Source organism: Sutterella wadsworthensis 2_1_59BFAA (assembly GCF_000297775.1).
Classification (GTDB): Bacteria; Pseudomonadota; Gammaproteobacteria; order Burkholderiales; family Burkholderiaceae_F; genus Sutterella; species Sutterella wadsworthensis_A.
Genome location: NZ_JH815514.1, coordinates 366,456 through 390,167 on the forward strand (window position 1 = coordinate 366,456; position 23,712 = coordinate 390,167).

Annotated in this window: 37 protein-coding genes and 1 pseudogene; 32 read left to right on the forward strand and 6 right to left on the reverse strand. The window is 59.9% G+C overall.

The genetic code is table 11. The annotated features are described in order from the left end of the window. The 30 genes and pseudogenes from tuf to HMPREF9465_RS03955 all read left to right on the forward strand — a co-directional run. Positions 1–240 (forward strand): annotated as a pseudogene (gene tuf, locus HMPREF9465_RS03805) (elongation factor Tu); the annotation flags it as partial. A gap of 100 nt (positions 241–340) precedes the next feature. Then, complete coding sequence (rpsJ, locus tag HMPREF9465_RS03810) at positions 341–652, forward strand: 30S ribosomal protein S10 (protein WP_005431601.1); 312 nt, start codon at positions 341–343, stop codon at positions 650–652. A 172-nt stretch (positions 653–824) separates the two neighbouring features. Further along, the gene (gene rplC, locus HMPREF9465_RS03815) at positions 825–1,469 is read left to right on the forward strand and encodes a 50S ribosomal protein L3 (protein WP_005434254.1); all 645 of its coding nucleotides are present in this window, start codon (positions 825–827) and stop codon (positions 1,467–1,469) included. A gap of 11 nt (positions 1,470–1,480) precedes the next feature. Continuing rightward, positions 1,481–2,101 (forward strand): 50S ribosomal protein L4, encoded by a 621-nt coding sequence (gene rplD / locus HMPREF9465_RS03820; protein ID WP_005434256.1) that lies wholly within the window; start codon positions 1,481–1,483, stop codon positions 2,099–2,101. Further along, positions 2,098–2,397 carry a 50S ribosomal protein L23 gene (rplW, locus tag HMPREF9465_RS03825; RefSeq protein WP_005434258.1) on the forward strand — a complete coding sequence of 100 codons (300 nt, stop codon included), beginning with the start codon at positions 2,098–2,100 and terminating at the stop codon, positions 2,395–2,397. Before rplD ends, rplW begins: the two co-directional genes overlap by 4 nt. Then, a complete protein-coding gene (gene rplB / locus HMPREF9465_RS03830) occupies positions 2,397–3,224 on the forward strand; it encodes a 50S ribosomal protein L2 (protein WP_005434259.1) in 828 nt (275 codons plus the stop codon). The genes rplW and rplB overlap by 1 nt, the downstream gene beginning before the upstream one ends. Before the next feature lie 10 nt (positions 3,225–3,234). After that, on the forward strand, positions 3,235–3,513 hold the full coding sequence (rpsS, locus tag HMPREF9465_RS03835; RefSeq protein ID WP_005434261.1) for a 30S ribosomal protein S19: 279 nt from the start codon (positions 3,235–3,237) through the stop codon (positions 3,511–3,513). Continuing rightward, the gene (rplV, locus tag HMPREF9465_RS03840) at positions 3,514–3,855 is read left to right on the forward strand and encodes a 50S ribosomal protein L22 (RefSeq protein ID WP_005434263.1); all 342 of its coding nucleotides are present in this window, start codon (positions 3,514–3,516) and stop codon (positions 3,853–3,855) included. It begins immediately after the preceding gene. Positions 3,856–3,864: 9 nt separating this feature from the next. Further along, a complete protein-coding gene (rpsC, locus tag HMPREF9465_RS03845; protein WP_005434264.1) occupies positions 3,865–4,641 on the forward strand; it encodes a 30S ribosomal protein S3 in 777 nt (258 codons plus the stop codon). Between the two features lie 2 nt (positions 4,642–4,643). Further along, a complete protein-coding gene (rplP, locus tag HMPREF9465_RS03850; RefSeq protein WP_005434266.1) occupies positions 4,644–5,060 on the forward strand; it encodes a 50S ribosomal protein L16 in 417 nt (138 codons plus the stop codon). A gap of 10 nt (positions 5,061–5,070) precedes the next feature. Continuing rightward, a complete protein-coding gene (gene rpmC, locus HMPREF9465_RS03855; RefSeq protein ID WP_005434268.1) occupies positions 5,071–5,265 on the forward strand; it encodes a 50S ribosomal protein L29 in 195 nt (64 codons plus the stop codon). Further along, positions 5,262–5,528: a 30S ribosomal protein S17 gene (gene rpsQ, locus HMPREF9465_RS03860; RefSeq protein ID WP_005434269.1), complete on the forward strand. Its 267-nt coding sequence runs from the start codon at positions 5,262–5,264 to the stop codon at positions 5,526–5,528. Before rpmC ends, rpsQ begins: the two co-directional genes overlap by 4 nt. Positions 5,529–5,773: 245 nt before the next feature. Then, positions 5,774–6,142: a 50S ribosomal protein L14 gene (gene rplN, locus HMPREF9465_RS03865; protein ID WP_005434271.1), complete on the forward strand. Its 369-nt coding sequence runs from the start codon at positions 5,774–5,776 to the stop codon at positions 6,140–6,142. Between the two features lie 13 nt (positions 6,143–6,155). Beyond that, positions 6,156–6,476: a 50S ribosomal protein L24 gene (rplX, locus tag HMPREF9465_RS03870; RefSeq protein ID WP_005434273.1), complete on the forward strand. Its 321-nt coding sequence runs from the start codon at positions 6,156–6,158 to the stop codon at positions 6,474–6,476. A gap of 11 nt (positions 6,477–6,487) precedes the next feature. Next, complete coding sequence (rplE, locus tag HMPREF9465_RS03875; protein ID WP_005434275.1) at positions 6,488–7,027, forward strand: 50S ribosomal protein L5; 540 nt, start codon at positions 6,488–6,490, stop codon at positions 7,025–7,027. Between the two features lie 12 nt (positions 7,028–7,039). Next, a complete protein-coding gene (gene rpsN / locus HMPREF9465_RS03880) occupies positions 7,040–7,345 on the forward strand; it encodes a 30S ribosomal protein S14 (RefSeq protein WP_005434278.1) in 306 nt (101 codons plus the stop codon). 17 nt (positions 7,346–7,362) lie between these two features. Beyond that, entirely contained in the window at positions 7,363–7,758 is a 396-nt protein-coding gene (rpsH, locus tag HMPREF9465_RS03885) for a 30S ribosomal protein S8 (RefSeq protein WP_005434279.1), read from the forward strand. Positions 7,759–7,772: 14 nt separating this feature from the next. Further along, positions 7,773–8,306 (forward strand): 50S ribosomal protein L6, encoded by a 534-nt coding sequence (rplF, locus tag HMPREF9465_RS03890; RefSeq protein WP_005434281.1) that lies wholly within the window; start codon positions 7,773–7,775, stop codon positions 8,304–8,306. An 18-nt stretch (positions 8,307–8,324) separates the two neighbouring features. Beyond that, the gene (rplR, locus tag HMPREF9465_RS03895) at positions 8,325–8,690 is read left to right on the forward strand and encodes a 50S ribosomal protein L18 (RefSeq protein ID WP_038006471.1); all 366 of its coding nucleotides are present in this window, start codon (positions 8,325–8,327) and stop codon (positions 8,688–8,690) included. Positions 8,691–8,701: 11 nt separating this feature from the next. After that, positions 8,702–9,223, forward strand: coding sequence for a 30S ribosomal protein S5 (gene rpsE, locus HMPREF9465_RS03900; protein ID WP_005434289.1), 522 nt, complete (start codon positions 8,702–8,704; stop codon positions 9,221–9,223). Between the two features lie 15 nt (positions 9,224–9,238). After that, the gene (gene rpmD, locus HMPREF9465_RS03905) at positions 9,239–9,421 is read left to right on the forward strand and encodes a 50S ribosomal protein L30 (RefSeq protein WP_005434290.1); all 183 of its coding nucleotides are present in this window, start codon (positions 9,239–9,241) and stop codon (positions 9,419–9,421) included. Positions 9,422–9,437: 16 nt separating this feature from the next. Continuing rightward, a complete protein-coding gene (gene rplO / locus HMPREF9465_RS03910) occupies positions 9,438–9,878 on the forward strand; it encodes a 50S ribosomal protein L15 (protein ID WP_005434291.1) in 441 nt (146 codons plus the stop codon). A gap of 26 nt (positions 9,879–9,904) precedes the next feature. Then, positions 9,905–11,236: a preprotein translocase subunit SecY gene (secY, locus tag HMPREF9465_RS03915; protein WP_005434292.1), complete on the forward strand. Its 1,332-nt coding sequence runs from the start codon at positions 9,905–9,907 to the stop codon at positions 11,234–11,236. Positions 11,237–11,492: 256 nt separating this feature from the next. Beyond that, positions 11,493–11,606 carry a 50S ribosomal protein L36 gene (gene rpmJ, locus HMPREF9465_RS03920; RefSeq protein WP_038006473.1) on the forward strand — a complete coding sequence of 38 codons (114 nt, stop codon included), beginning with the start codon at positions 11,493–11,495 and terminating at the stop codon, positions 11,604–11,606. Positions 11,607–11,617: 11 nt separating this feature from the next. Continuing rightward, entirely contained in the window at positions 11,618–11,983 is a 366-nt protein-coding gene (rpsM, locus tag HMPREF9465_RS03925) for a 30S ribosomal protein S13 (RefSeq protein WP_005434299.1), read from the forward strand. A 12-nt stretch (positions 11,984–11,995) separates the two neighbouring features. Then, positions 11,996–12,403 carry a 30S ribosomal protein S11 gene (gene rpsK / locus HMPREF9465_RS03930; RefSeq protein WP_005434300.1) on the forward strand — a complete coding sequence of 136 codons (408 nt, stop codon included), beginning with the start codon at positions 11,996–11,998 and terminating at the stop codon, positions 12,401–12,403. A 95-nt stretch (positions 12,404–12,498) separates the two neighbouring features. Beyond that, positions 12,499–13,125 (forward strand): 30S ribosomal protein S4, encoded by a 627-nt coding sequence (rpsD, locus tag HMPREF9465_RS03935; protein WP_005434301.1) that lies wholly within the window; start codon positions 12,499–12,501, stop codon positions 13,123–13,125. Between the two features lie 279 nt (positions 13,126–13,404). After that, a complete protein-coding gene (locus tag HMPREF9465_RS03945) occupies positions 13,405–14,403 on the forward strand; it encodes a DNA-directed RNA polymerase subunit alpha (RefSeq protein ID WP_005434303.1) in 999 nt (332 codons plus the stop codon). 241 nt (positions 14,404–14,644) lie between these two features. Then, positions 14,645–15,034: a 50S ribosomal protein L17 gene (gene rplQ / locus HMPREF9465_RS03950; protein ID WP_005434304.1), complete on the forward strand. Its 390-nt coding sequence runs from the start codon at positions 14,645–14,647 to the stop codon at positions 15,032–15,034. 86 nt (positions 15,035–15,120) lie between these two features. After that, positions 15,121–15,498, forward strand: coding sequence for an RNA-binding S4 domain-containing protein (locus HMPREF9465_RS03955; protein ID WP_005434309.1), 378 nt, complete (start codon positions 15,121–15,123; stop codon positions 15,496–15,498). Between the two features lie 78 nt (positions 15,499–15,576). Here HMPREF9465_RS03955 and hemB read toward each other — a convergent pair whose 3' ends face one another. From hemB to lptM, 5 genes are all read right to left on the reverse strand, one after another. Beyond that, positions 15,577–16,590 (reverse strand): porphobilinogen synthase, encoded by a 1,014-nt coding sequence (gene hemB / locus HMPREF9465_RS03960; RefSeq protein WP_005434311.1) that lies wholly within the window; start codon positions 16,588–16,590, stop codon positions 15,577–15,579. Positions 16,591–16,658: 68 nt separating this feature from the next. Further along, on the reverse strand, positions 16,659–17,306 hold the full coding sequence (yihA, locus tag HMPREF9465_RS03965; RefSeq protein WP_005434313.1) for a ribosome biogenesis GTP-binding protein YihA/YsxC: 648 nt from the start codon (positions 17,304–17,306) through the stop codon (positions 16,659–16,661). Positions 17,307–17,419: 113 nt separating this feature from the next. Next, positions 17,420–18,463, reverse strand: a complete 1,044-nt coding sequence (locus tag HMPREF9465_RS03970; protein ID WP_005434315.1) for a GMP reductase — start codon at positions 18,461–18,463, stop codon at positions 17,420–17,422. A gap of 160 nt (positions 18,464–18,623) precedes the next feature. Beyond that, on the reverse strand, positions 18,624–19,904 hold the full coding sequence (gene lysA, locus HMPREF9465_RS03975; RefSeq protein ID WP_005434317.1) for a diaminopimelate decarboxylase: 1,281 nt from the start codon (positions 19,902–19,904) through the stop codon (positions 18,624–18,626). Between the two features lie 46 nt (positions 19,905–19,950). Continuing rightward, entirely contained in the window at positions 19,951–20,088 is a 138-nt protein-coding gene (gene lptM, locus HMPREF9465_RS12685; protein ID WP_005434319.1) for an LPS translocon maturation chaperone LptM, read from the reverse strand. Positions 20,089–20,102: 14 nt separating this feature from the next. Between lptM and cyaY the strand changes: the two genes are divergently transcribed. Beyond that, the gene (gene cyaY, locus HMPREF9465_RS03980) at positions 20,103–20,408 is read left to right on the forward strand and encodes an iron donor protein CyaY (RefSeq protein WP_005434321.1); all 306 of its coding nucleotides are present in this window, start codon (positions 20,103–20,105) and stop codon (positions 20,406–20,408) included. Positions 20,409–20,505: 97 nt separating this feature from the next. Here cyaY and HMPREF9465_RS03985 read toward each other — a convergent pair whose 3' ends face one another. Beyond that, positions 20,506–22,887 carry a penicillin-binding protein 1A gene (locus tag HMPREF9465_RS03985; protein ID WP_005434323.1) on the reverse strand — a complete coding sequence of 794 codons (2,382 nt, stop codon included), beginning with the start codon at positions 22,885–22,887 and terminating at the stop codon, positions 20,506–20,508. A gap of 328 nt (positions 22,888–23,215) precedes the next feature. Here HMPREF9465_RS03985 and HMPREF9465_RS03990 point away from each other — a divergent pair, with 328 nt between their 5' ends. Then, complete coding sequence (locus tag HMPREF9465_RS03990; protein WP_005434325.1) at positions 23,216–23,707, forward strand: acyl-CoA thioesterase; 492 nt, start codon at positions 23,216–23,218, stop codon at positions 23,705–23,707. Positions 23,708–23,712: the final 5 nt, after the last annotated feature.

Here is a 23,712-nt window from a genome sequence, read left to right on the forward strand (position 1 = left end):
GAAGGCGGCCGTCACACCCCGTTCTTCAAGGGCTATCGTCCGCAGTTCTACTTCCGTACGACGGACGTTACGGGCACGATCGAACTGCCGGAAGGTGTTGAAATGGTCATGCCTGGCGACAACATCCAGATGACTGTCAAGCTCATCTGCCCGATCGCCATGGAACAGGGTCTCCGCTTCGCCATCCGCGAAGGCGGTCACACCGTCGGCGCTGGCGTCGTTGCCGCTGTCATCGAATAATCGAATTTTTTCGGTAATTTGACTTGATCGCTCGAGGGAGCGGGGTGTATACTCCGCTCCCTCTGTTCTTTTATCTGTTCTTTTTTTACAGGAATACGAAATGCAGTCTCAGCGCATTCGCATCCGCCTCAAGGCGTATGACTACAAGTTGATCGACCAGTCGGCTCTCGAAATCGTCGACACCGCCAAGCGCACCGGCGCCGTGGTCCGTGGTCCGGTCCCCCTTCCCACCCGCATCCAGCGCTTCGACATCCTTCGCTCCCCGCACGTCAACAAGACGTCCCGCGATCAGCTCGAAATCCGCACCCACCAGCGTCTCATGGACATCGTTGATCCGACCGACAAGACGGTTGACGCTCTCATGAAGCTTGACCTCCCGGCTGGCGTCGACGTCAAGATCAAGGTCCAGTAATCAAATTCAGACTGTCAGCTGTGCTTCACAAGAAAAGTCGCAAAATGAGTTGCACACTCAGAGAATCACAGCTACAATCGCGCCTTTCAGTCCAAACGGTTCACAACTCAGGAACCAGTTGGCTTTTTCATGAAAACGGTCCCGGCCAATCGCAGCCGGGGTGGAGAAAACAATGAGTGATAAGCTCGGCATCGTCGGTCGCAAGATCGGCATGACGCGCATTTTCACGGAAGACGGCGTGTCCGTTCCCGTGACTGTGCTCGATGTGTCGAACAACCGTGTCACTATGGTGAAGACGGTTGAAACCGACGGCTACAATGCAATCCAAGTCGCGTTCGGCTCCAAGAAGCCCACGCGCGTGAGCAAGCCCCTTGCTGGCCATTTTGCTAAGGCTGGCGTTGAAGCTGGCAGCATGCTCAAAGAGTTCCATATCGAAGCTGAACAGGTTGCCGAATTCAAGCCCGGCATGGCCCTCAAGGCCGAAATGTTCACGGAAGGTCAGAAGGTCGACGTGACCGGCACGACCATCGGTAAGGGTTTCCAGGGTGGTATCAAGCGTCACCACTTCTCGTCCAACCGCGCGTCCCACGGTAACTCCGTGACGACCCGTGCCCCTGGTTCTATCGGTAACCGTCAGGACCCGGGCCGCGTTTTCCCCGGCAAGCGTATGGCCGGTCATCTGGGCGATGTGCAGCGCACGACGCAGAACCTCATCATTGCGCGCGTTGACACTGAACGTCAGCTTCTGCTGGTTCGCGGTGCTGTTCCCGGCGCCAAGGGCGGCGAAGTGATCGTCCGTCCGGCTGTTAAGGCGTAAGGAGCGAAACAATGGAACTCAATTTCCTGAACGAACAGGGCAAGACCGTTGATGTCAACGAAGCCGTGTTCGGTCGTGAATACAATGAAGCTCTGGTGCACCAGATCGTGGTCGCTTTCCAGGCTAATGCGCGTCTTGGTACGCGTGCTCAGCTCACCCGTGAAGCTGTGCATCACTCCACCAAGAAGCCCTGGCGCCAGAAGGGCACGGGTCGTGCCCGCTCTGGTATGACGTCTTCCCCGGTGTGGCGTGGCGGCGGTCGTGCCTTCCCGAACTCCCCGGACGAAAACTTCAGCCAGAAGGTCAACAAGAAGATGTACCGCGCTGCGATGGCTTCCATCTGGTCGAAGCTCGTTGCCGACGAACGTCTTTGCGTTGTCGAATCCTTCGCGGTCGAATCCCCGAAGACCAAGGCTTTTGCCACGCAGCTCAAGACGATGGGTCTGCAGAACAAGGTTCTTCTCGTCGTTGGCGCTGAAGAACTCACCGACAACCTCATCCTCGCTTCCCGCAACATGAAGGATGTGCTCGTTGTCCCGACCCGTTACGCCGATCCGCTCTGCCTCCTTTACTTCGACAAGGTGGTGGTGACGAAGGCCGCTGTGTCCGAGATTGAGGAGATGCTGGCATGAACCAGGAACGTCTTTTGAAGGTGCTCGTCGCCCCGGTGATCTCTGAAAAGAGCACCATGGTCGCCGAGAAGCTGAACCAGGCCTGCTTCGTCGTCGTTCCCGACGCCAACAAGGCCGAGGTCAAGGCTGCTGTTGAACTGCTCTTCAAGGTGCAGGTCAAATCCGTTCAAATCCTGAACCTGAAGGGCAAGCAGAAGCGCTTTGGCCGCTTCATGGGCAAGCGCAATGACGTCCGCAAGGCTTACGTCACGCTCGCTCAGGGTCAGGAAATCAACTTCGCGCAAGAGGTGAAGTAATGGCTCTCGTCAAACTCAAGCCGACGTCCGCCGGTCGCCGTCATGCGGTTAAGGTTGTCAACAAGGAGCTCCACAAGGGCAAGCCCTGGGCCGCTCTGACTGAAAAGAAGAACCGCGGTTCCGGCCGTAACAACAACGGTCATATCACCTGCCGTCACAAGGGCGGCGGTGCCAAGCGCGCTTATCGTATCATCGACTTCAAGCGCCAGAAGGACGGTGTGCCCGCCCGCGTTGAACGTATCGAATACGATCCGAATCGTTCCGCTCACATCGCTCTGGTCTGCTACGCCGACGGCGAACGCTGCTACATCATTGCTCCGAAGGGCCTGACCGTTGGTCAGGAAATCATGAACGGTCCGGAATCCCCGATCAAGGTCGGCAACACGCTTCCGCTCCGCAACATTCCCGTCGGTTCCACGATTCACTGCATCGAAATGCTCCCGGGCAAGGGTGCTCAGATGGTCCGCGCTGCCGGTGCTTTCGCCCAACTCGTGGCCCGTGAAGGTGAATACGCCCAGATCCGCCTCCGTTCCGGTGAAGTCCGCCGCGTTCTCATCGAATGCCGCGCCACGATCGGTACGGTCGGCAACGAAGAAAACAGCCTCCGCGAACTCGGCAAGGCCGGTGCCAAGCGCTGGCGCGGTGTCCGTCCGACGGTCCGTGGCGTTGCCATGAACCCGGTTGACCATCCGCATGGTGGTGGTGAAGGCAAGACCGGTACCGGTCGCGCTCCTGTCACGCCGTGGGGTCAGCTCACGAAGGGCTACCGTACCCGCAACTGCAAGCGCACGGACAACATGATTGTCTCGCGTCGTAACCGTAAATAAGGGGGCCTGAATGTCTCGTTCCTTGAAGAAAGGCCCGTTTGTTGACGGGCACCTGATGAAGAAGGTTGAAGCCGCCCAGGCGAGCCGCGACAAGCGTCCGCTCAAGACCTGGTCCCGTCGCTCTACGATTCTTCCCGAGTTCATCGGTCTGACCATCGCCGTCCACAACGGCCGTCAGCACGTTCCGGTGTACATCAATGAAAACATGGTCGGCCACAAGCTCGGCGAATTTGCGAATACCCGCACGTTCAAGGGCCACGCTGCCGGCGACAAGAAGGTGGGTAAGTAAATGGAAACTACTGCTATCGTCCGTGGTGTCCGCCTTTCGGCTCAGAAGGGTCGTTTGGTTGCTGACCTCGTTCGCGGCAAGCCCGTGGACAAGGCTCTCGCCATCCTCACCTTCACGCAGAAGAAGGCTGCTGTCATCATCAAGAAGGCTCTTGAGAGCGCCATCGCCAATGCCGAGCACAATGACGGTGCCGACATCGACACGCTGGTCGTGACCAAGATTCACGTGGAAAAGGCTGCTACGCTGCGCCGTTTCGCTGCCCGCGCTAAGGGCCGCGGCACCCGCATCAACAAGCAGACCAGCCATATCTATATTTCTGTTGGCGACGCGAAAGCTAAGTAAAGGTGTACCATGGGTCAGAAAATTAATCCCACCGGCTTCCGTCTTCCCGTGACGCGCAATTGGACGTCGCGTTGGTACGCGGTTGGCCGTGATTTTTCCCGCACGCTCGGTGAAGACCTCGCTGTTCGCAGCTTCCTTCTCAAGAAGCTTCGCAACGCCAGCGTCAGCCGTATTCTCATCGAACGTCCGGCTAACAATGCTCGCATCACGATCTTCTCCGCACGTCCGGGTATCGTGATCGGCAAGCAGGGTGCCGACATCGAGGCTCTCAAGGCTGAAGTTCAGAAGATGATGGGCGTGCCCGTTCACGTCAACATCGAAGAAGTCCGCCGTCCGGAACTCGACGCTCAGCTCATCGCTGACGGCATCACGCAGCAGCTCGAAAAGCGCGTTATGTTCCGTCGCGCCATGAAGCGCGCCATGCAGAACGCCATGCGTCTCGGTGCCCAGGGCATCAAGATCATGTCGTCCGGCCGCCTCAACGGTGCCGACATCGCCCGTTGCGAATGGTACCGTGAAGGCCGCGTGCCTCTTCAGACCCTTCGCGCCAACATCGGCTACGGCTTCTCCGAAGCCCTTACCACGTACGGTATCGTCGGTGTTAAGGTCTGGGTTTACAAGGGTGACAACTTCGGCCAGGAAGAAGCTGTTGAAGCTCCCCGCGAAGATCGTCGTGGCCGTCGCCCCGGTGACCGTGCCGGCAAGCCGGGTGCTCGCCGCAACAACGGTCGTCGCAATGACAAGCAGCAGCAGGCCCGCAAGCCGGCTGCTAAGGACGGAGAATAACGATGCTGCAACCTAATCGTCGCAAATATCGTAAGGACCAGAAGGGCCGTAACTATGGTCTCGCCACGCGCGGTGCCAATGTTTCTTTCGGCGAATTCGGTCTGAAGACGCTCGAACGCGGCCGCATTACGGCTCGCCAGATTGAAGCTGCCCGTCGCGCCATCACCCGCCACATTAAGCGTGGTGGTCGCGTGTGGATCCGTGTGTTCCCGGACAAGCCCATCTCCAGCAAGCCTGCTGAAGTCCGAATGGGTAACGGTAAGGGTAATCCGGAGTACTGGGTTGCGCTGGTTCAGCCGGGCCGTGTGCTCTATGAAATGGACGGGGTTGACGAACAGCTCGCCCGCGAAGCTTTTGCTCTCGCTGCCGCCAAGCTGCCCGTGAAGACCACGTTTGTTGTCCGCCAGATCGGCATGTAAGGAGACGGACATGAACGCTAAGGAACTGCGCGCCAAGGATGAGGCCGCGCTCAAACAGGAACTGAACGACCTTCAGAACACGCACTTCAAGCTGCGTATGCAGAAGGCCACCCAGCAGCTCACGAACACGAGTTCGCTGCGCACGACGCGTCGTGATATCGCGCGCGTTCGCACGATCCTTACCGAAAAGGCGACCACGAAATGACGGAAACCGCTCAGTCTCTGAACCGTACCCTCGTCGGCACGGTCTCCAGCAGCAAGATGGAAAAGACCGTTACGGTCCTCGTTGAACGTAAGGTCAAGCATCCGCTGTATGGCAAGTACGTCGTCAAGAGCAAGAAGTATCATGCTCACGACGAAATTGGCTGCAACGAAGGCGACAAGGTTGAAATCGCTGAATGCCGTCCCCTCTCCAAGACCGTGTCTTGGACGGTGACGAAGGTTCTCGAAAAGGCCGTTGTCCTCTAAGTTGAAGCCGGCGAAAAAAAATCGCCAGATTCGCTTGCACAGCTCTAAACATTAGTTTATAGTTGCAAGCCAATCGCCCGGGGTACCCCTAGCGGTGTCTCGGGCGATTACTTTTCTTGGGTTGTGAATTGTCCGCCTCCCCTTGCGCCAGGCAAGGCTTCCGAGACGGCCGATTTACTGCCTTCCTCCCCTAAACGGGACCAATACTATCCGCTAATGTGGAATAAGTTGGGATTTTCTAAACCATGATTCAGATGCAAAGCCGACTGGACGTCGCCGATAACACCGGTGCTCGTTCGGTGATGTGTATCAAGGTGTTGGGCGGCTCCAAGCGCCGTTATGCCAACATCGGTGACGTCATCAAGGTGACTGTCAAAGAAGCGGCCCCCCGCGGCCGTGTCAAGAAGGGCGAAGTCTACAATGCGGTCGTCGTTCGCACCGCTCACGGCGTTCGCCGCCCGGATGGCTCCTCCATCAATTTTGATGGCAATGCCGCCGTTCTTCTCAACAGCAAGCTGGAGCCGATTGGCACCCGCATCTTCGGGCCGGTCACGCGCGAACTGCGTACCGAGCAGTTCATGAAGATCGTGTCGCTCGCTCCCGAAGTTCTTTAATTAAGGAGAAGCGATGCAGCGTATCCGTAAGGGCGACGAAGTCGTCGTCATTGCTGGCCGTGACAAGGGCACGAAGGGCACCGTCCTCTCCCGCGTTGACGACAGCCATGTCATCGTCGAAGGCGTGAACGTCGTTAAGAAGCACGTTCGTCCGAATCCGCATCTCGGCGTTGCCGGCGGCATTGTTGAAAAGAACATGCCGATCGATCAGTCCAACGTCATGCTGGTCAACCCGGAAACGGGCAAGGGCGACCGCGTCGGCTTCAAGGAAGTTGACGGCAAGAAGGTTCGCGTGTTCAAGAGCAACGGTGCCGTTGTCGGCGCCAAGGCCTAATGAGGGTGACAATGTCTCGTTTTAGTTCCATGTATCACGACACCATTGTCCCCGAACTCATGAAGAAGTTCGGCTACAAGACCACGATGCAGGTTCCGCGTATCACTAAGATCACGCTGAACATGGGTGTCGGTGAAGCCGTTAACGACAAGAAGCTTGTCGACGCCGCCGTTGGCGACATGACCAAGATCGCCGGCCAGAAGCCGATGGTCACCCGCACCCGCAAGGCTATCGCGAACTTCAAGATCCGCGAAAACATGCCGATCGGCTGCATGGTCACCCTCCGTGGCGAACGCATGTATGACTTCCTTGACCGTCTCGTGACCGTCGCTTTCCCGCGCGTCCGTGACTTCCGTGGTGTCTCCGGTCGTGCTTTCGACGGCCGCGGCAACTACAACATCGGTCTCAAGGAACAGATCATCTTCCCGGAAATCGAATACGACAAGATCGATCGTCTCCGTGGCATGAACATTTCTATTACCACGACGGCGAAGTCCGACGAAGAAGCCAAGGCTCTTCTCGCCGGTTTCAGCTTCCCGTTCCGCAACTGAGGTTGACGCAAAATGGCAAAACTTGCTCTGATTAACCGTGAAGCCAAGCGTGCTGCTACGGTTGCGAAGTATGCGGCCAAGCGCGCCGCCCTCAAGGCAATTATTAACGACGCTACCCGCTCGATGGAAGAGCGCCTGGAAGCCCGCGCCAAGCTGCAGGCTCTCCCGCGCGACGCGAGCCCGGTCCGCCAGCGCAATCGTTGCGCCCTGACCGGTCGTCCCCGTGGCACGTTCCGCAAGTTCGGTCTGTGCCGTGGCATGATTCGTGATGCCGCCATGCGCGGTGACATTCCTGGCCTTGTCAAGGCTAGCTGGTAAGCGAGGAGATTACGACAATGAGTATGAGTGATCCGATCGCCGACATGCTGACCCGCATCCGCAATGGTCAGATCGTCGAAAAGGCCGAAGTTGTGATGCCGTCCTCCAAGCTGAAGGTCGCCATCGCCAAGGTCCTCAAGGATGAAGGTTACATCGACGGCTACACCGTCGTTGCCAACGAAGGCAAGCCCGAACTTCACGTTGGTCTTAAGTACTACGCCGGTCGCCCGGTCATCGAACGCCTCGAACGCGTTTCCCGTCCCGGCCTCCGTATCTACAAGAACCACGGTTCCATTCCCCAGGTTATGAACGGTCTCGGCATCGCGATCGTTTCCACGCCGAAGGGTGTCATGACCGACCGCGCTGCTCGTTCCGCCGGTATCGGTGGTGAAGTTCTTTGCTACGTCGCCTAACCGAGGAGTGTGAAATGAGTCGAATTGCTAAGATTCCGGTTCAGATCGTTCAGGGCGTCAGCTACACGCTGACCGCTGACAACATCACGGTTAAGGGCCCGCAGGGTGAAGTCTCCATGCACATTCTTCCCTTCGTGACCATCACGGAAGAAGACGGTGCTCTGCACTTCAAGCAGGTTGAAGAAACCCGCGAAGCCAACGCCAACGTTGGCACGATGCGCGCTCTCGTGGCTGACATGGTCAAGGGTTGTTCCGTTGGCTTCCAGAAGAAGCTTCAGCTCGTCGGCGTGGGCTATCGTGCCCAGGCTCAGGGCGACAAGCTCAATCTCTCCCTCGGCTTCTCCCACCCGGTCGTCCATCAGATGCCCGCTGGTGTCAAGTGCGAAACGCCGAGCCAGACTGAAATTTTGATCAAGGGCGCTGACAAGCAGAAGGTCGGTCAGACCGCTGCCGTCATTCGTTCGTACCGCGCTCCCGAACCCTACAAGGGCAAGGGTGTCCGCTACGCCGACGAAGTCGTTGTGATCAAGGAAACCAAGAAGAAGTAATCGGGGCGATACAAAATGATCAACAAGAAACAAAGCCGCTTGCGTCGTGCTCGTGCCACGCGCGCTCGCATTCTGTTGCAGAAGGTCGATCGCCTGACGGTTCATCGCACCAACCTGCACATCTACGCCAGCATCATCTCGGCCGACAACGGCCGTACGCTGGTTTCGGCCTCCACGGTCGAACCCGAAGTGCGTGCTCAGCTCGCGAACGTCTCTGGCCGCGGTGGCAACGTTGCCGCTGCCAAGCTCGTTGGCACGCGTCTTGCCGAAAAGGCCAAGGCTGCCGGTATTGAATCCTGCGCCTTCGACCGTTCCGGCTACCGTTACCATGGCCGTGTCGCCGCGCTCGCTGAAGCTGCGCGCGAAGCCGGTCTCAAGTTCTAAGGCAGGGCGAAATGGCTAAGGCTCAAGGTAAAAATCAGATGGTCGACGAACAGGGCGACGGTCTGTGCGAAAAGATGATCGCGGTTAACCGCGTCACGAAGGTTGTTAAGGGTGGCCGCATTCTCGCTTTCGCCGCTCTTACGGTTGTTGGCGACTGCGACGGTCGCGTCGGCATGGGTACGGGCAAGTCCCGCGAAGTGCCGCAGTCCGTCAGCAAGGCCATGGATCGTGCCCGTCACGACATGAAGCGCTTCCCGCTCAAGAACGGCACCATTCATCACGCTGTCGAAGGCCGTCACGGCGCTTCCCGCGTGATCATGATGCCCGCCCCGGAAGGTACCGGCGTGATCGCCGGCGGTCCGATGCGCGCTGTTTTTGAAGCTGTCGGCATCCGCAACGTCGTCGCCAAGGCCTACGGTTCCACGAACCCGTACAACCTCGTTCGTGCCACCATCCAGGCTCTCAACAATCTGCGTAGCCCGGCCGAAATTGCTGCCAAGCGCGGCAAGACGGTCGAAGAGCTGCTCGGCTAATCAGGAGTCCAAGACATGTCCGAAAAGAAGACCGTTAAGGTTACTCTTGTCAAGAGCCCCATCGGTACGAAGGCTGATCATCGCGCTACGCTCGCTGGCCTCGGTCTCAAGAAGATCCGCCAGTCTCGCGTTCTCGAAGACACGCCTGCTGTCCGTGGCATGATCAACAAGGTTGCGTACCTCGTGCGCGCCGAATGATCGAAAGGATAACGAAATGCGTTTGAATACGATCAAGCCCGCTGAGGGCTCTAAGCACGCCCACCACCGCGTCGGTCGCGGTGTTGGCAGCGGTTGGGGCAAGACTGCCGGCCGCGGCCACAAGGGCCAGAAGTCCCGTGCCGGTGGCTTCCACAAGGTCGGTTTCGAAGGCGGCCAGATGCCGATGTATCGCCGCCTCCCGAAGCGTGGCTTTACCTCGCTCACCCGCAAGTACTGCGAGGTGGTGCGTCTGTCCGATTTGGAACGTCTGAGCTGTGACGAAATCGATCTGGCCGTCCTCAAGGCTGCCGGCGTCGTTTCCGCCCTTGCTCAGAACGCCCGTGTGATCCTCGCCGGTGAAATCACCCGCAAGGTCACCGTGCGTGGTCTCGGCGTCACCAAGGGTGCCCGCGCTGCTATCGAAGCTGCCGGCGGCTCCATTGCTGACAACGAATAAGACTGCTAACCAAAGAGGACACCGACGTGGCGACCAGCCCCAGCTCTAAGCAACAGTCGGGCCTCAGCAAGTACGGCGACCTTAAGGGTCGCCTGATCTTCCTAGCGCTCGCGCTCGTTGTTTACCGCATCGGTGCACATGTGCCGGTGCCAGGTATCGATCCCGATATGCTCAAGCAGCTCTTCGATGAGCAGCAGGGCGGCATTCTCGGGCTGTTCAACATGTTCTCCGGTGGCGCCTTGTCGCGCTTCTCGGTGTTCGCGCTCGGCATCATGCCGTACATCTCTGCATCGATTATCATGCAGATGCTGTCGTACGTGTTGCCTGAGCTTGAAGCATTGCGAAAGGAAGGCGAGTCCGGCCGACGCAAGATCACCCAGTACACGCGCTACGGCACGTTGCTTCTGGGTCTCTTCCAAGGTTTCGGCATTGCCGTCGCTCTCGAAAGCCAGGCTGGTCTGGTGCTTGATCCGGGCTTCATGTTCCGGATCACCACCACGATCTCCTTGCTGACGGGTACGATGTTCCTGATGTGGCTCGGTGAACAGATCACCGAACGCGGTCTTGGGAACGGTATTTCGATCATCATCTTCGCCGGTATTGTTGCTGGCCTCCCGAGCGGTACGTCTGGTCTCTTCCAGCTCGTGTCCACGGGTGCCATCAGCCCGCTGGCGGCCATCTTCGTGATTGCGATCATCCTGGCGGTCACCGCCTTCGTGGTCTTCATCGAACGTGGTCAGCGTCGAATCACCGTCAACTATGCCAAGCGCCAGATCGGCAACAAGATCTACGGCGGCCAGAGCTCGTATCTGCCGCTCAAGATGAACATGTCGGGTGTTATTCCCCCGATCTTTGCTTCGTCTCTGATCCTGTTCCCGGCTACGCTGGCCGGCTGGTTCACCTCCGGCGACTCCACTCGCTGGATCCGTGATCTTGCCGCAGCCCTTTCCCCGGGCCAGCCGCTGTACACGCTTCTGTACGCAGTGCTGATTGTTTTCTTCGCCTATTTCTACACGGCTCTTGTTTTCAATCCGAAGGAAACGGCGGAAAACCTCAAGAAGAGTGGTGCGTTCATTCCGGGCATCCGTCCGGGTGATCAGACCGCCCGCTACATCGACCGAGTGCTTCTGCGCTTGACCTTGGGCGGTGCTGTCTATCTGGTCTTCGTGTGCCTTGTGCCTGAATTCCTGAACCTTCGCTTCAACGTCCCGTTCTACTTCGGCGGCACCTCGCTGCTGATCGTGGTCGTTGTCACGATGGACTTCATGAGTCAGGTCCAGGCTTACCTGATGACCCACCAGTATGAAAGTTTGCTGCGGAAGACCAACTTCCGCGGTTTGGGTCAGCCCAAGCACTGATCAGTCAGTGCGGGTTGACTTACAATCAACCGATGCTCGGCCCCGGTCTTAACCACCGGGGCAAGCATGGAATGATGACCGAGGGCGCGGCCGGAGACGGCCTGCGCCCCCGATTTTCATTAAATTATTGCGGTTGGACAACAAAGAGTGCACTACGCTCGTTTTTGACTTGCAATAAACAGAAAGCTGTAGTATTCTTCTGCGCTTTCCTGCCATGTGGGCATTGTTATCCGTGCTTACGCACGTGGAGATGAGAATGAAGGTTAACGCTTCGGTCAAAAAGATGTGCCGCAAGTGCAAGATCATTAAGCGCAAAGGCGTGGTGCGCGTGATCTGTGCTGACCCGCGTCACAAGCAGCGTCAAGGCTAAAGAGGTAAAAAATGGCTCGTATCGCCGGTATTAACATTCCGCCGCAGCAGCATGCCGAAATCGGTCTCACTGCCATCTATGGCATCGGCCGTTCTCGCGCTCGTGAAATTCTGACGAATTGCGGCATCGAATTTTCCAAGAAGGTCAAGGATCTGACCGACGCTGATCTCGAAAAGATCCGCGAACAGGTTGGCAAGTTTACGGTTGAAGGCGACCTCCGTCGCGAAATTCAGCTCTCGATCAAGCGTTTGATCGACCTTGGCACCTATCGTGGTATGCGTCACCGCAAGGGTCTTCCCTGCCGCGGTCAGCGTACTCGTACGAATGCTCGCACCCGTAAAGGCCCGCGTAAGGCCGGTGTGACGCTCAAGAAGTAATAAAGGACAACTATGGCTGGCAATAATTCCAAGCAGGCTGCTGCGCAGCGTGCTCGTAAGAAGGTCAAGAAGGTTGTGACGGAAGGTATCGCTCACGTGCATGCTTCCTTCAACAACACGATCATCACGATCACTGACCGCCAGGGCAACGCCATTTCGGCGTCTTCCTCCGGCGCTCAGGGCTTCAAGGGTTCCCGTAAGTCCACCCCGTTCGCTGCTCAGGTTGCTGCGGACGTCGCTGGCAAGGCTGCTCTTGAATACGGTCTTAAGAACGTCGAAGTCCGCATTTGGGGCCCCGGTCCCGGCCGCGAATCCTCGATTCGCGCTCTCAATGCGCTCGGCATTCGTGTGACGTCTATTCAGGATGTGACGCCGATCCCGCATAACGGTGTGCGTCCCTCCAAGCGTCGCCGCGTCTAATTTTTCATTTTTCTGTTGAATCCCGTGTCCACATGCATACTGAGGCACGTGGACTGAATGTAGGGATACCTACAGGATAAGAGAGGCAATTTTAAATGGCACGATATCTCGGTCCTAAGCTCAAGCTTTCGCGTCGCGAAGGCATTGATCTTAATTTGAAGAGCGCCCGTCGTTCGTTTGAGTCCAAGGTCAAGGACGCCGGTTCCAAGCCGGGCCAGCACGGTAAGATTTCCGGAGCCCGCACGTCCGACTACGGCGCTCAGATGCGCGAAACGCAGAAGGCCAAGCGTCTTTATGGCGTTCTCGAACGTCAGTTCCGTCGTTACTTCGCGGAAGCTGAACGTATCACCGGCAACACCGGTGAAAACCTTCTCGCCCTTCTTGAATCCCGTCTGGACAACGTGGTTTACCGCATGGGCTTCGGCTCCACGCGCGCTGAAGCCCGCCAGGTGGTTTCTCACGGCGCCATCCTTGTCAACGGCAAGAAGGTGAACATTCCTTCTTACCACGTCAAGCCGGGCGACGTCATCTCCGTGCGCGAAAAGGCCCAGAAGCAGGCTCGTATCGCTGAAGCCCTTGAACTGGCTCAGCAGAACGGCTTCCCGGGCTGGGTTAGCGTCGAACCGAAGAAGTTCGAAGGCACGTTCAAGAACGTTCCTGCTCGCGATGAAATCGCTTACGAAATCAACGAAGCTCTCATCGTCGAACGCTACTCCCGCTAATATCGCTTGAATGTACTTGTGGAGCTCGGTGTAGTGCGCTGTAGCTCCGCAGACACAAGGCAGGAAAAGCAATGGAAAACGCGGTCACGCAAGTGTCCGCGTTTTCTTGCCTGATGGGCCCACGTTTCGGTCCCTCATTTGAAAGCGTCCTTTACTCCAGAGGGCGCTTTCAAATGGTCTACAATGGCCGTGCGGCCGGGCAGCCGCCGCAATTCTGTGCTGCCGCCTTATTCGTCCGCGGGCTTAACGCGCCCGGGGGAATGCAAAGGATCTCAAACTATGGCTAACACCTCGCTTCTGAAGCCGACCTCTGTCGAAGTCGCGCTTTCCGAAAACAATCCGAACCGCGCCGTCATCACGCTCGAACCGTTCGAACGCGGCTACGGCCACACGCTCGGCAATGCGCTCCGCCGCATCCTTCTGAGCTCCATGATCGGCTTTGCGCCGACGGAAGTCCAGATCACGGGCATCGTTCACGAATACTCCCAGATCGACGGCGTTCTCGAAGACGTCGTTGACATCCTTCTCAACCTCAAGGGTGTTGTCTTCAAGCTTGACGGCCGCGACGAAGTCACCGTCATGCTCCGCAAGGACGGCGAAGGCGTTGTGACCGCCGCCGACTTCGATCTTCCCCACGACGTTTCCGTCGTCAATCCCGACCACGTGATCGCCCACCTCTCCGGCGGTCGTCTCGAAATGCAGGTCAAGATTGAAAAGGGCCGCGGCTATCAGCCGGGTGACGTCCGCGCCTTCCGCGATGACTACTCCAAGGCTGCCATCGGCCGCATCATCATGGATGCCTCCTTCTCCCCGATCCTCCGCGTTGCCTATCAGGTTCAGGCCGCCCGCGTGGCCCAGCGCACCGACCTCGACAAGCTCGAGATGACGATCGAGACCAACGGCGCCATCGGTCCCGAAGACGCCCTTCGTGAAGCCGTCCGCATCCTCCAGGATCAGCTCGCCGTGTTCGGCACGATCCATCAGGACACCGGCGCCGACGCTACTCCTGCCGAGGAAGACGAAGACGTTCCGCCGCCGCTCGATCCGATCCTGCTCCGTCCGGTCGACGATCTCGAGCTCACGGTTCGTTCCGCCAACTGCCTCAAGGCCGAGAACATCTACTACATCGGCGATCTGATCCAGCGCACGGAAAACGAGCTTCTCAAGACGCCGAACCTCGGCCGCAAGTCCCTGAACGAAATCAAGGAAGTGCTCGCCGCCCACGGCCTCACGCTCGGCTCCCGTCTCGAAAACTGGCCGCCCGCCCAGGAACACTAATGGACAGGAAGGGCGTCGTCGCAGTCCGATGAAGGCTCAAAATTTCATCTGATTTCGTTTGACGCCCGATTGTTGCTGTGCAATAATCCCGTCCTGCCGTTTGGCTCACATGGGCGTGATCTCGCGATCACGCCCATCGCTTTCACCCGACCGCTCGAATTTCTCAAGAGATAGAAGACTCGGGGCAAGCCTGCCGGTCAAAGCCGGCATCCTTTCATAGATATTTTTAGGAACATACAAAATGCGTCACCGTCTTGGTCTCCGCAAGCTGAACCGTACCAGCGCCCACCGTCTCGCCATGCTTCGCAACATGATGTGCTCTCTCATCAAGCACGAAGCCATCAAGACGACCCTTCCCAAGGCTAAGGAACTTCGTCGCGTCGTCGAACCGATGATCACCCTCGCCAAGGAACCGACCGTTGCCAACAAGCGCCTCGCCTTCAACCGTCTCCGTGACCGCGAAGTCGTCTGCAAGCTGTTCAACGAAATCGGCCCGCGCTTTGCCAACCGCAACGGCGGCTACACCCGCATCCTCAAGATGGGCTTCCGCGTTGGCGACAACGCCCCGATGGCCTACATGGAACTCACGGAAAAGGCTGTTGCCGTTGAAGAAGTCAAGTCCGAAGAATAATTTCTGAGGCTGCACTGCTTTGACAAAGGCTCGATCGTTGCTGCGGTCGGGCCTTTTTTCTCATTAGGGAGACTGATTTGGACGCTATGCGCATCGACAAGTGGCTCTGGGCCGCCAGGTTCTTCAAGACCCGCACCATCGCACAGGAGGAGGTCGGCCTTGGGCGCGTTCACATCGACGGCCAGCGCATGAAGGCATCCCGCGACGTGCGCGTCGGAGACCGCCTCACGATCCGCCGCGGCGAGGAGACCTTCCATGTCTTTGTCGAAGGACTCTCCAATACTCGCGGGCCTGCCGCAGAGGCTCAGAAGCTCTATCGTGAAACCGAGGAGAGCAAGATGACCCGTGCGCAGATGAAGGAGATGCTGAGGCTTGCCTCCGAGCCCGCCTCCTACATTCGTCAGGGACGACCGACCAAGAAGGATGGCCGCCTGCTGAGGGAATGGCAGCACAAAATGAAGTAAGGGCCTTTCCGGCTCCCAAAGCGACGAAAGCCCGCACATCGTGCGGGCTTTCGTCATTCAGGAATCCTGACGTGAGGCTCAGTAGTTGTAGCCTTCGCGGATCCAGCGGGCGACGTCAAGGGCGCAGTACGTCAGGATGCCGTCGGCACCCGCGCGCTTGAAGCAGACCATCGTCTCGAAGGTGATCTTCTTTTCGTCGATGGCGCCGGCCTGAGCGGCGAACTTGATCATCGCGTATTCGCCGGAGACGTGGTAGGCGAAGGTCGGAGCCTTGAACTCCTGCTTGACGCGCCAGAGCACGTCGAGATAGGGAACGCCCGGCTTGACCATGACCATGTCGGCGCCTTCGGCGAGGTCGAGGCCCACTTCCCAGAGGGCTTCGTTGCCGTTGGCGGGGTCCTGCTGGTAGACGGCCTTGTTGGACTTGCCGAGGTTGGAGGAGGAACCCACGGCGTCGCGGAACGGACCGTAGTAGGAGCTGGCGTACTTGGCGGAGTAGGCCATTATGCGCGTGTGGATGAGACCTTCATCCTCGAGGCGCTTGCGGATGATGCCGATGCGGCCGTCCATCATGTCGGAGGGCGCAACGACGTCGGCGCCGGCTCGGGCCTGAGCGAGTACCTGCTGGACGAGCATTTCGATCGTCTCGTCGTTCAGGATGTAGCCTTCTTCGTCGATGAGGCCGTCCTGACCGTGCGTGGTGTACGGGTCAAGCGCAACGTCGGTCATCACGCCGAGCTGCGGATAGGCGGCCTTGAGGGCCTTGACGGCGCGCGGGATCAGGCCGTCGGGGTTCGCGGCTTCACGGCCGTCGGGCGTCTTCAGGGCTTCTTCGATGTGCGGGAAGAGCGCGATCATCGGAATGCCGAGTTCCACGCACTCGCCGGCGACCTTGAGGAGTTCGTCGATGCTCAGGCGGTCGACGCCGGGCATGGACGAAACCGGCTCGCGAAGGCCGGTGCCCTCGATCACGAAGACCGGGAGAATCAGATCGTTGGGGGTCACGACGTTTTCGCGCATCAGGCGGCGGGAGAAGTCGTCATGACGCATGCGGCGCATGCGAACGCTGGGATACGCGCCAAGAGTCTGCATTTGGTGTTCCTACGAATAAAAAGACGGCTTCGGAGGTGCCGAAGCCTTTCTGAAGCATTGCCCTTACTTTATTCCTTCGGGCTTTCCTGAGCATTAAGGCCAAGCCAGCCCTCAAGCACGGCGCCGAGTTCCTCGGTGCCTTCCTTCTTCATGCCCGAGAAGAGCTGGACCGTGACGTGGGGGCCGATCTCGGCGGCGCGCTTCTGCGCGTTGCGAAGCGTCGTGCGCCTCTCCTGATTCTTGAGCTGGTCGGCCTTGTTGAGCAGCCAGTGCATGCGCACGTTGGGGCGGCCCGCCATGAATTCGATGAGCCACTCGTCGGTGGGCATGAAGGGACGGCGGGCGTCCATCACGATGACGAGACCGACCATGTTCGGGCGCTGCGCGATGTAGCCGCCCACGAGTTGCGACCAGGTCTTGCGGGTGTCTTCGCTCGCCTTGGCAAAGCCGTAGCCCGGAAGGTCGACGAGGCAGCCGACGTCCTCGCGCACGCCCGCCTCGTTCTTCTTCGACAGGGCGAAGAAGTTGATGAGTTGGGTGCGGCCCGGCGTCTTGCTCGCGAAGGCGAGGCGGGTCTTGCGCGTCAGCACGTTGATGGTGGTCGACTTACCGGCGTTGGAGCGGCCGGCAAAGGCGATTTCAGGCACGGCTTCGGGCGGCAGGCCCGAGAGCTTGGCGGCGGAGATGACAAAACGAGCGGTGTCGAAGATGCTCAAGGTAACCTCGTCGGTGAAAAGTCTTGGAGTGCCGTCATTGTACTGCGCAGGGCACGAAAAGACCCCCGAATCTGGCAAGAATCGGGGGCCTGCGTCAGGAGGGACGGCGCGGATTACGGCGCCTTGCCGAAGACCTCGTTGAGCTGCATGGACACCCGGACGAAGGTCGTGCGCATGGTGAGCTCCTTGAGGCGGCGCGCGCCCACGTAGGTGCAGGCGCTCCTCACACCGCCGAGGATGTCCTGGATGGTGCTTTCGACGGGACCGCGGGCGGGAATGAGGACGGCCTTGCCCTCGGCCGCGCGGTACTTGGCCACGCCGCCCGCGTACTTGTCCATGGCGTTGCGAGAGCTCATGCCGTAGAAGCGCTTGAAGACCCCGTCTTCAGTCGTGACGACGTCGCCTGCGGCCTCGTCATGGCCCGCAAGCATGCCGCCGAGCATCACGAAGTCGGCACCGCCGCCGAAGGCCTTGGCGATGTCGCCCGGCACCGTGCAGCCGCCGTCGGCGCAGATGCGGCCGCCGAGACCGTGAGCCGCATCGGCGCACTCGATGATCGCGGAGAGCTGAGGATAGCCCACGCCGGTCATCTTGCGGGTCGTGCAGACGGAGCCCGGGCCGATGCCCACCTTGACGATGTCGGCGCCAGCAAGAAGAAGCTCTTCAGTCATGTCGCCCGTGACGACGTTGCCCGCCATCAGCACGATGTCGGGATAGGTTTCGCGAACCTTCTTCACGAAGGCGACGAACGCCTCCGTGTAGCCGTTGGCGACGTCGATGCAGACATAGCGGATCGCGCCGGGAGCGGCAGCCATCACCTCGCGGAACTTCTGCCAGTCGTGCTCGCCGATGCCGAGCGAATAGAAGGCGTCGGACTTGTTCTCAAGCCTCTGGAAAAAGTCGACATATTCCTTGGCCGTGTAGTGCTTGTGAAGAGCGGTGGACATTTTGTGCCTGCCGAGGGCGGACGCCATCTCGAAGGTGCCGGTCGTGTCCATGTTGGCGGCGATGATGGGGATGCCGTGGTAGGGCTCGGAAGAGTGCAGGAACTTGAATTCACGGGTGATGTCCACTTCGCTGCGGCTCGTGAGCGTCGAGCGCTTCGGGCGGATGAGGACGTCCTTGAAGTCGAGTTTGACGGAATTCTCAAGATGCATGGCTGACTCCTTCTGTCTGGGCGTTCGGGCATGGCCCTGTCTGCAGACACAAAAAAACGCCGCATCTCGGGAGTGTCTCCGAGATCCGGCGTTTACCCATTTTACGGGGTTGCTTTGAAAAACCGCAAGTCAGTCGAAAGTAGTAGCCCCGTCAGGCGTCTCAAAGTTCGAGCAGAACTTCGCCGCTCACCATTTCGTCGAACGTGTCGGGAGTGCGCAGCGGGAGGACGCGCTCTCCGTCGATCATGACCTCCATGGGAAGCATGCGGCTGTTGTAGCGGCTGGCCATGCTTGCGCCGTAGGCGCCCGCATCGCACACGGCGATCCAGTCACCCTCCCTGACGGCGAGCTCGCGGGCGCGGCCGAGGAAGTCGGACGATTCGCACACGGGGCCGACGACGTCCATGACAAGCGGCGCGGCGTCATGTCGTTCGACGACGGGGACGATGTCCATCCAGGCGGAGTAGAGGGCCGGACGGATGAGGTCGGTCATGGCACCGTCGACGATGCAGAAGTTTCGCGTCTCGCTCTGCTTGATGTATTCGACCTGAGTGAGCATGAGACCTGCATCGCCCACGATCGAGCGGCCGGGCTCGACCATGAGGACCGCGTCGCCGAAGCCGCGCTCCTCCATCATGCGGCGCACGGGGCGCAGCAGGGTCTGCGGCGTGGGAGGCTGGTCCTCGGGACGGTACTGGATGCCGAGGCCGCCGCCCATGTCGAGGTGATGGAGCACGAGACCCTTGTCGCGGAGTGCGGACATCGTGTCAAGCAGTCGGTGCACGGAGTCGAGGTAGGGCTGGATTTCGGTGATCTGGCTGCCGATGTGCGCATCGATGCCCTTGACTTCAATGCCGGGCATGTTGGCGGCGCGCAGGTAGATGTCCTCCACGTCCGCGATGGCGATGCCGAACTTGTTGTTCTTGAGGCCCGTGGAAATGTAGGGGTGCGTCTTCGGATCAACGTCGGGATTGCAGCGGATCGAGATGGGTGCGCGCACGCCGAGCTCGGTCGCAATGCGGTTGATCCGCTCGAGTTCGGGCTCGCTCTCGATGTTGAAGCAGCCGATGCCCGCCTTGAGCGCGAAGGTGATCTCGCGGGCGGTCTTGCCGACGCCGGAGTAGACGATCTTCTCGGGGCGGAAGCCGGCGCGAAGCGCGCGGGCGATTTCGCCGCCGCTCACGGTGTCGACGCCGGCGCCGAGGCGCGCGAGCACCTGAAGAACGCCGGCCGTCGAGTTGGCCTTCATGGCATAGCAGATGGCATGCGGGACGTCGGCGAGCGCCTCTTCGTAGGCGAGGTAGTTGCGCTCGATGCGAGCGCGGGAATAGACGTAGGTGGTCTGCTCGAGTCGGCGGGAGAGTTCGAGCAGGGAGACGCCTTCGCAGAAGAGGACGCCGTCCTCCCTGTGAAAGCAGGGCCTGTGGTTGTTTTCAGACATCTTGAGGGAAAAGTGCAGGGGCGGTTCGTATGCTAAAGTCCGGAAATCAACGGCCGGACTGCTGGCTCGTCGTCTGTTCGGCGTGCGGGCGGTCGGGCATGTAGAGGTCACCCTTCAGGCCGCAGCCCGAGAGGCCTGCGCACAGGGTGGCGATGATGCTCATGAGCATGGCGGTTCTCAACATAGGAAGTCCTTGCAATGGATAAAGATACTGAATTTTTGACAATGGCCGAAGCCGAAATGGCGTCCCTTGAAAACTGGCTCGAAGAGGCCGGGGATGATTTCGACTGCAGCCGCAGCGGCAACGTGCTGACGATTGAGCTCGACAGCGGCGAGCAGGTCGTCGTCAACATTCAGACGCCGATGCATGAAATCTGGTGCGCCTCGCGCTTCGGAGGCCACCACTTCTCATGGCGTGAAGGCGCATGGCGCGACAGCCGCACGGACCGCACGCTCGAGGACATGATCGCCGAGGCGCTCCGCAAGCTGGGCGGCCGCATCTGATCTGAAGAGTGTAGCGGACATTTCCGTACTCCATATAAGGAAAAGAGACCAGAAGACATGAGTTCTTCGGTCTCTTTTCGTTTTTTCAGGGCTGTCGTCAGAAGATCTGGTCGCGCACGAGCTCGCTCGCCTCGTCCCTGCCTGACATCAGGAGGTCCGAGAAGGCGCCTGCGGCACCCTTGACGGGATCCCTGTAGAAGACCTCGCCGTCGCGCTCGACGACGCTCGAGGGCATGACGCGCGTGTATTCGGGCACGCCCTTGAGCTCGGCCTTCATGAAGTCGATCCAGACGGGCAGCGCCAGACCGCCGCCCGTTTCGCGGGCGCCGAGCGGCTTGGGATTGTCGTAGCCCATCCAGGAGACGGCGACGAGGCCCCCCGCATAGCCGCAGAACCAGGCGTCATGACTGTTGTTCGTCGTGCCGGTCTTGCCGCCGATGTCGCCGCGCTTGAGCATGCGGCTCGCGCGTGCGGCGGTGCCTCGGGTGGCGACGCCGTGCAGCAGGCTCTGCATGATGTAGGCGTTCCTGTCGTCGATGGCGCGGATGGATTCGTCGCCGGCGGTGCGGTTCGTCGTGCGCATGAGCGTGCGGCCGTCAACGTCGGTGACGCGTTCGATCAAATAGGGCTGAACTCGGTAGCCGCCGTTGGCGAAGACCGTGTAGCCGCCGAGCATTTGCCAGGGCGTGACGCTGCCCGCGCCGAGTGCCATCGGCAGATTGGCGGGGTGCTTGTCGGGCTGGAAGCCGAACTTGCGGACGAACTCCTGCGCGTACTCGGGGCCGATGGCCTGCATCACGCGGATCGAGACGAGGTTCTTCGACTTCTCAAGACCTATGCGGAGCGGCATCGGACCGTCGAAGCGGCCTTCATAGTTCTTCGGCTCCCAGAGCTTGTTGCCCGTGAGCCTCGGATCGATGCTGATCGGGGCGTCGTTGATGATCGTGGTCGTCGAGAAGCCCTTGTCGAGTGCGGCCGAGTAGATGAAGGGCTTGAAGGACGAACCCGGCTGACGCCAGGCCTGCGTCACGTGGTTGAACATGTTGAGGTTGAAGTCGAAGCCGCCCACGAGCGCGCGCACGGCACCCGTGTTGAAGTCGCCGGCAACGAACGCGGCCTCGACGCGCGGCACCTGGGCGAGCGTCCAGTGCTTGCCGTTGGCGGAGCGCATCACGCGGATGACGGCGCCGGGCTTGAGCGCGCTGTCCTGATACTGCTTGGAGACCTTTCCGAGATGACGGCGGCCGAACTTCAGGCTTTCGGCGTCGAGCGTCACGATCTCGTTGGCCGACAGGGCGGCCTTGATGACCTTGGGATCGGCTTCGGTGACGACGGCGGCGACCATGAAGGGAGAGGCGGTCGTCTTGGCGATCGCGGCGCGGATGTTCTCGGCGTGCTTGTCGGCGGGGCCGAGGTCGATGTAGGACTCGGGACCGCGGTAGCCGTACTTGCGGTCATACGAGATGAGCTGGCGTCGGACGGCGTCGACGGCCGTCTTCTGGGCGCCCATGTCGATCGTCGTGTAGACGTTGAGGCCGCGCGAGTAGGTCTCCTCCTTGAACACGTCGTAGACGAGCATGCGGGCAAGCTCGGCCGCGTACTTGGCGGTGACGAACTCCTCGCTCATGTTGGAGGTCACGATTTCCTGCTGCGTGGCGACGCGGCGGGGCTGCATCGGCTGGGCCTTCTCGGTCTCATAGGTGAGTTCGTCGATGTAGCCGAGATCGCGCATGCGTCCGAGCACGTAGTTCTTGCGCATGGTGGCGCGCGTCGGATTGATGATCGGGTTGTAGGCCGAAGGCGCGACGGGAAGACCCGCGAGCGTGGCGGCCTCGCCGATCGAGATCTGGTCGAGCGAGCGGCCGAAGTAGGTTCGTGCGGCGCTCTGGAAGCCGTAGGCGCGCTGACCCAGATAGATCTGGTTCATGTAGATCTCGAGGATCTGGTCCTTCGTAAGCGTTTTCTCGATCTTGAAGGACATCGCGATCTCGTAGAGCTTGCGGGTGTAGGTGCGCTCGGACGAGAGGAAGAAGTTGCGGGCAACCTGCTGCGTGATGGTCGAGCCGCCCTGGCCGCGGCGGCCGGTCAGCACGTTGGAGAGTGCGGCGCGGATGATGCCGGTGATCTCGATGCCGGGGTGTTCGTAGAAGCCGTCGTCCTCGGCGGCGAGAATGGCGTGCTTGACGTGGTCGGGCACTTCGGAGAGGCGCACGAAGTCGCGGCGCTCCTCCCCGAACTCGCCGATGAGCTTGCCGTCGGCGCTCCAGACGCGAAGCGGCACGCGCGGACGATAGTCGGCAAGCGTGTCGATCGGGGGGAGCTGCCTGTAGATGAAGGCGAAGACGAAGACGGCGAGCAGAACGCCGGAGGCGATGCCTGCAGCCGCAATGCCGAAGAGCCAGGCCAGAACCGAACCCGCGCGCGGGGATTTGCGCGCAGGCTTCTTTCTGGCGGCGGTAGTTCGTTTGGTCTGGGTCACGTGGATGTGTTGTCGTGAATGTGTGGGGCCGAAAGAGAAACACGGCCGTCATGCGCGGCCGTGTCGGCTGAATGTAACGATTCTAATCGAGAAGGCGGCGGGGCGGCGGTCACGGAGGGCATTGAACCGTTCAGGGAGCAGGGTCTTTTGTATGGAAATGCAAGGTGCGGGGAGGCAGGAGTCGCTGCGGTTTTTGAACGCAGGCAGTCTTCCCGTCCGCATTTGTTGTGTAGTTTCTTCGCGACATGGTCCCTCCGTCAGACCGTAGTCGGGCCGGTTTTCGGGCGATAATGTACAAATTTGGGGAAACGCCTCTGGGAATAATAAAATGCAGGAATCCGTTTTCAGCATGCCCGTCGTTGTCGGAGAGTCGTCCATCGATCTGCTCGGACACGTCAACAATCGCGAGTACATGCGCTGGATGGAGGCGGCGGCCACCGCGCACGCAGCCTCCCTCGGTTGGAGCTTCGATGCCCTTCGGTCGGCCGGCCGTGTGTGGGTCGTCAGGCAGCACTGGATCGAATACCTGCGCTCCGCGCGTCTGGGCGACGAACTTGTCGTTGCGACCTGGGTGGAGAGCGTCAGGCGCCTGTCGTCCCTGAGGCGCTATGCAGTGCTTCGCAACGGCGAGCTTCTGACCGTCGGCGCCACTGAATGGGTGCTCGTGGACTACGAAAGGCGCACGCCCGTGCAGATCCCCGAGGAGATGCGCGCGTCGTTCAGGCTCGTTGCGCCCGACGCGGAGGTTCTCAGGGACATGGGTATCCGGCGGATGGTCCGCTTTGCGCCGAGTCCCGGACTCGCCGCGGCGTCCAAATGAGGAAT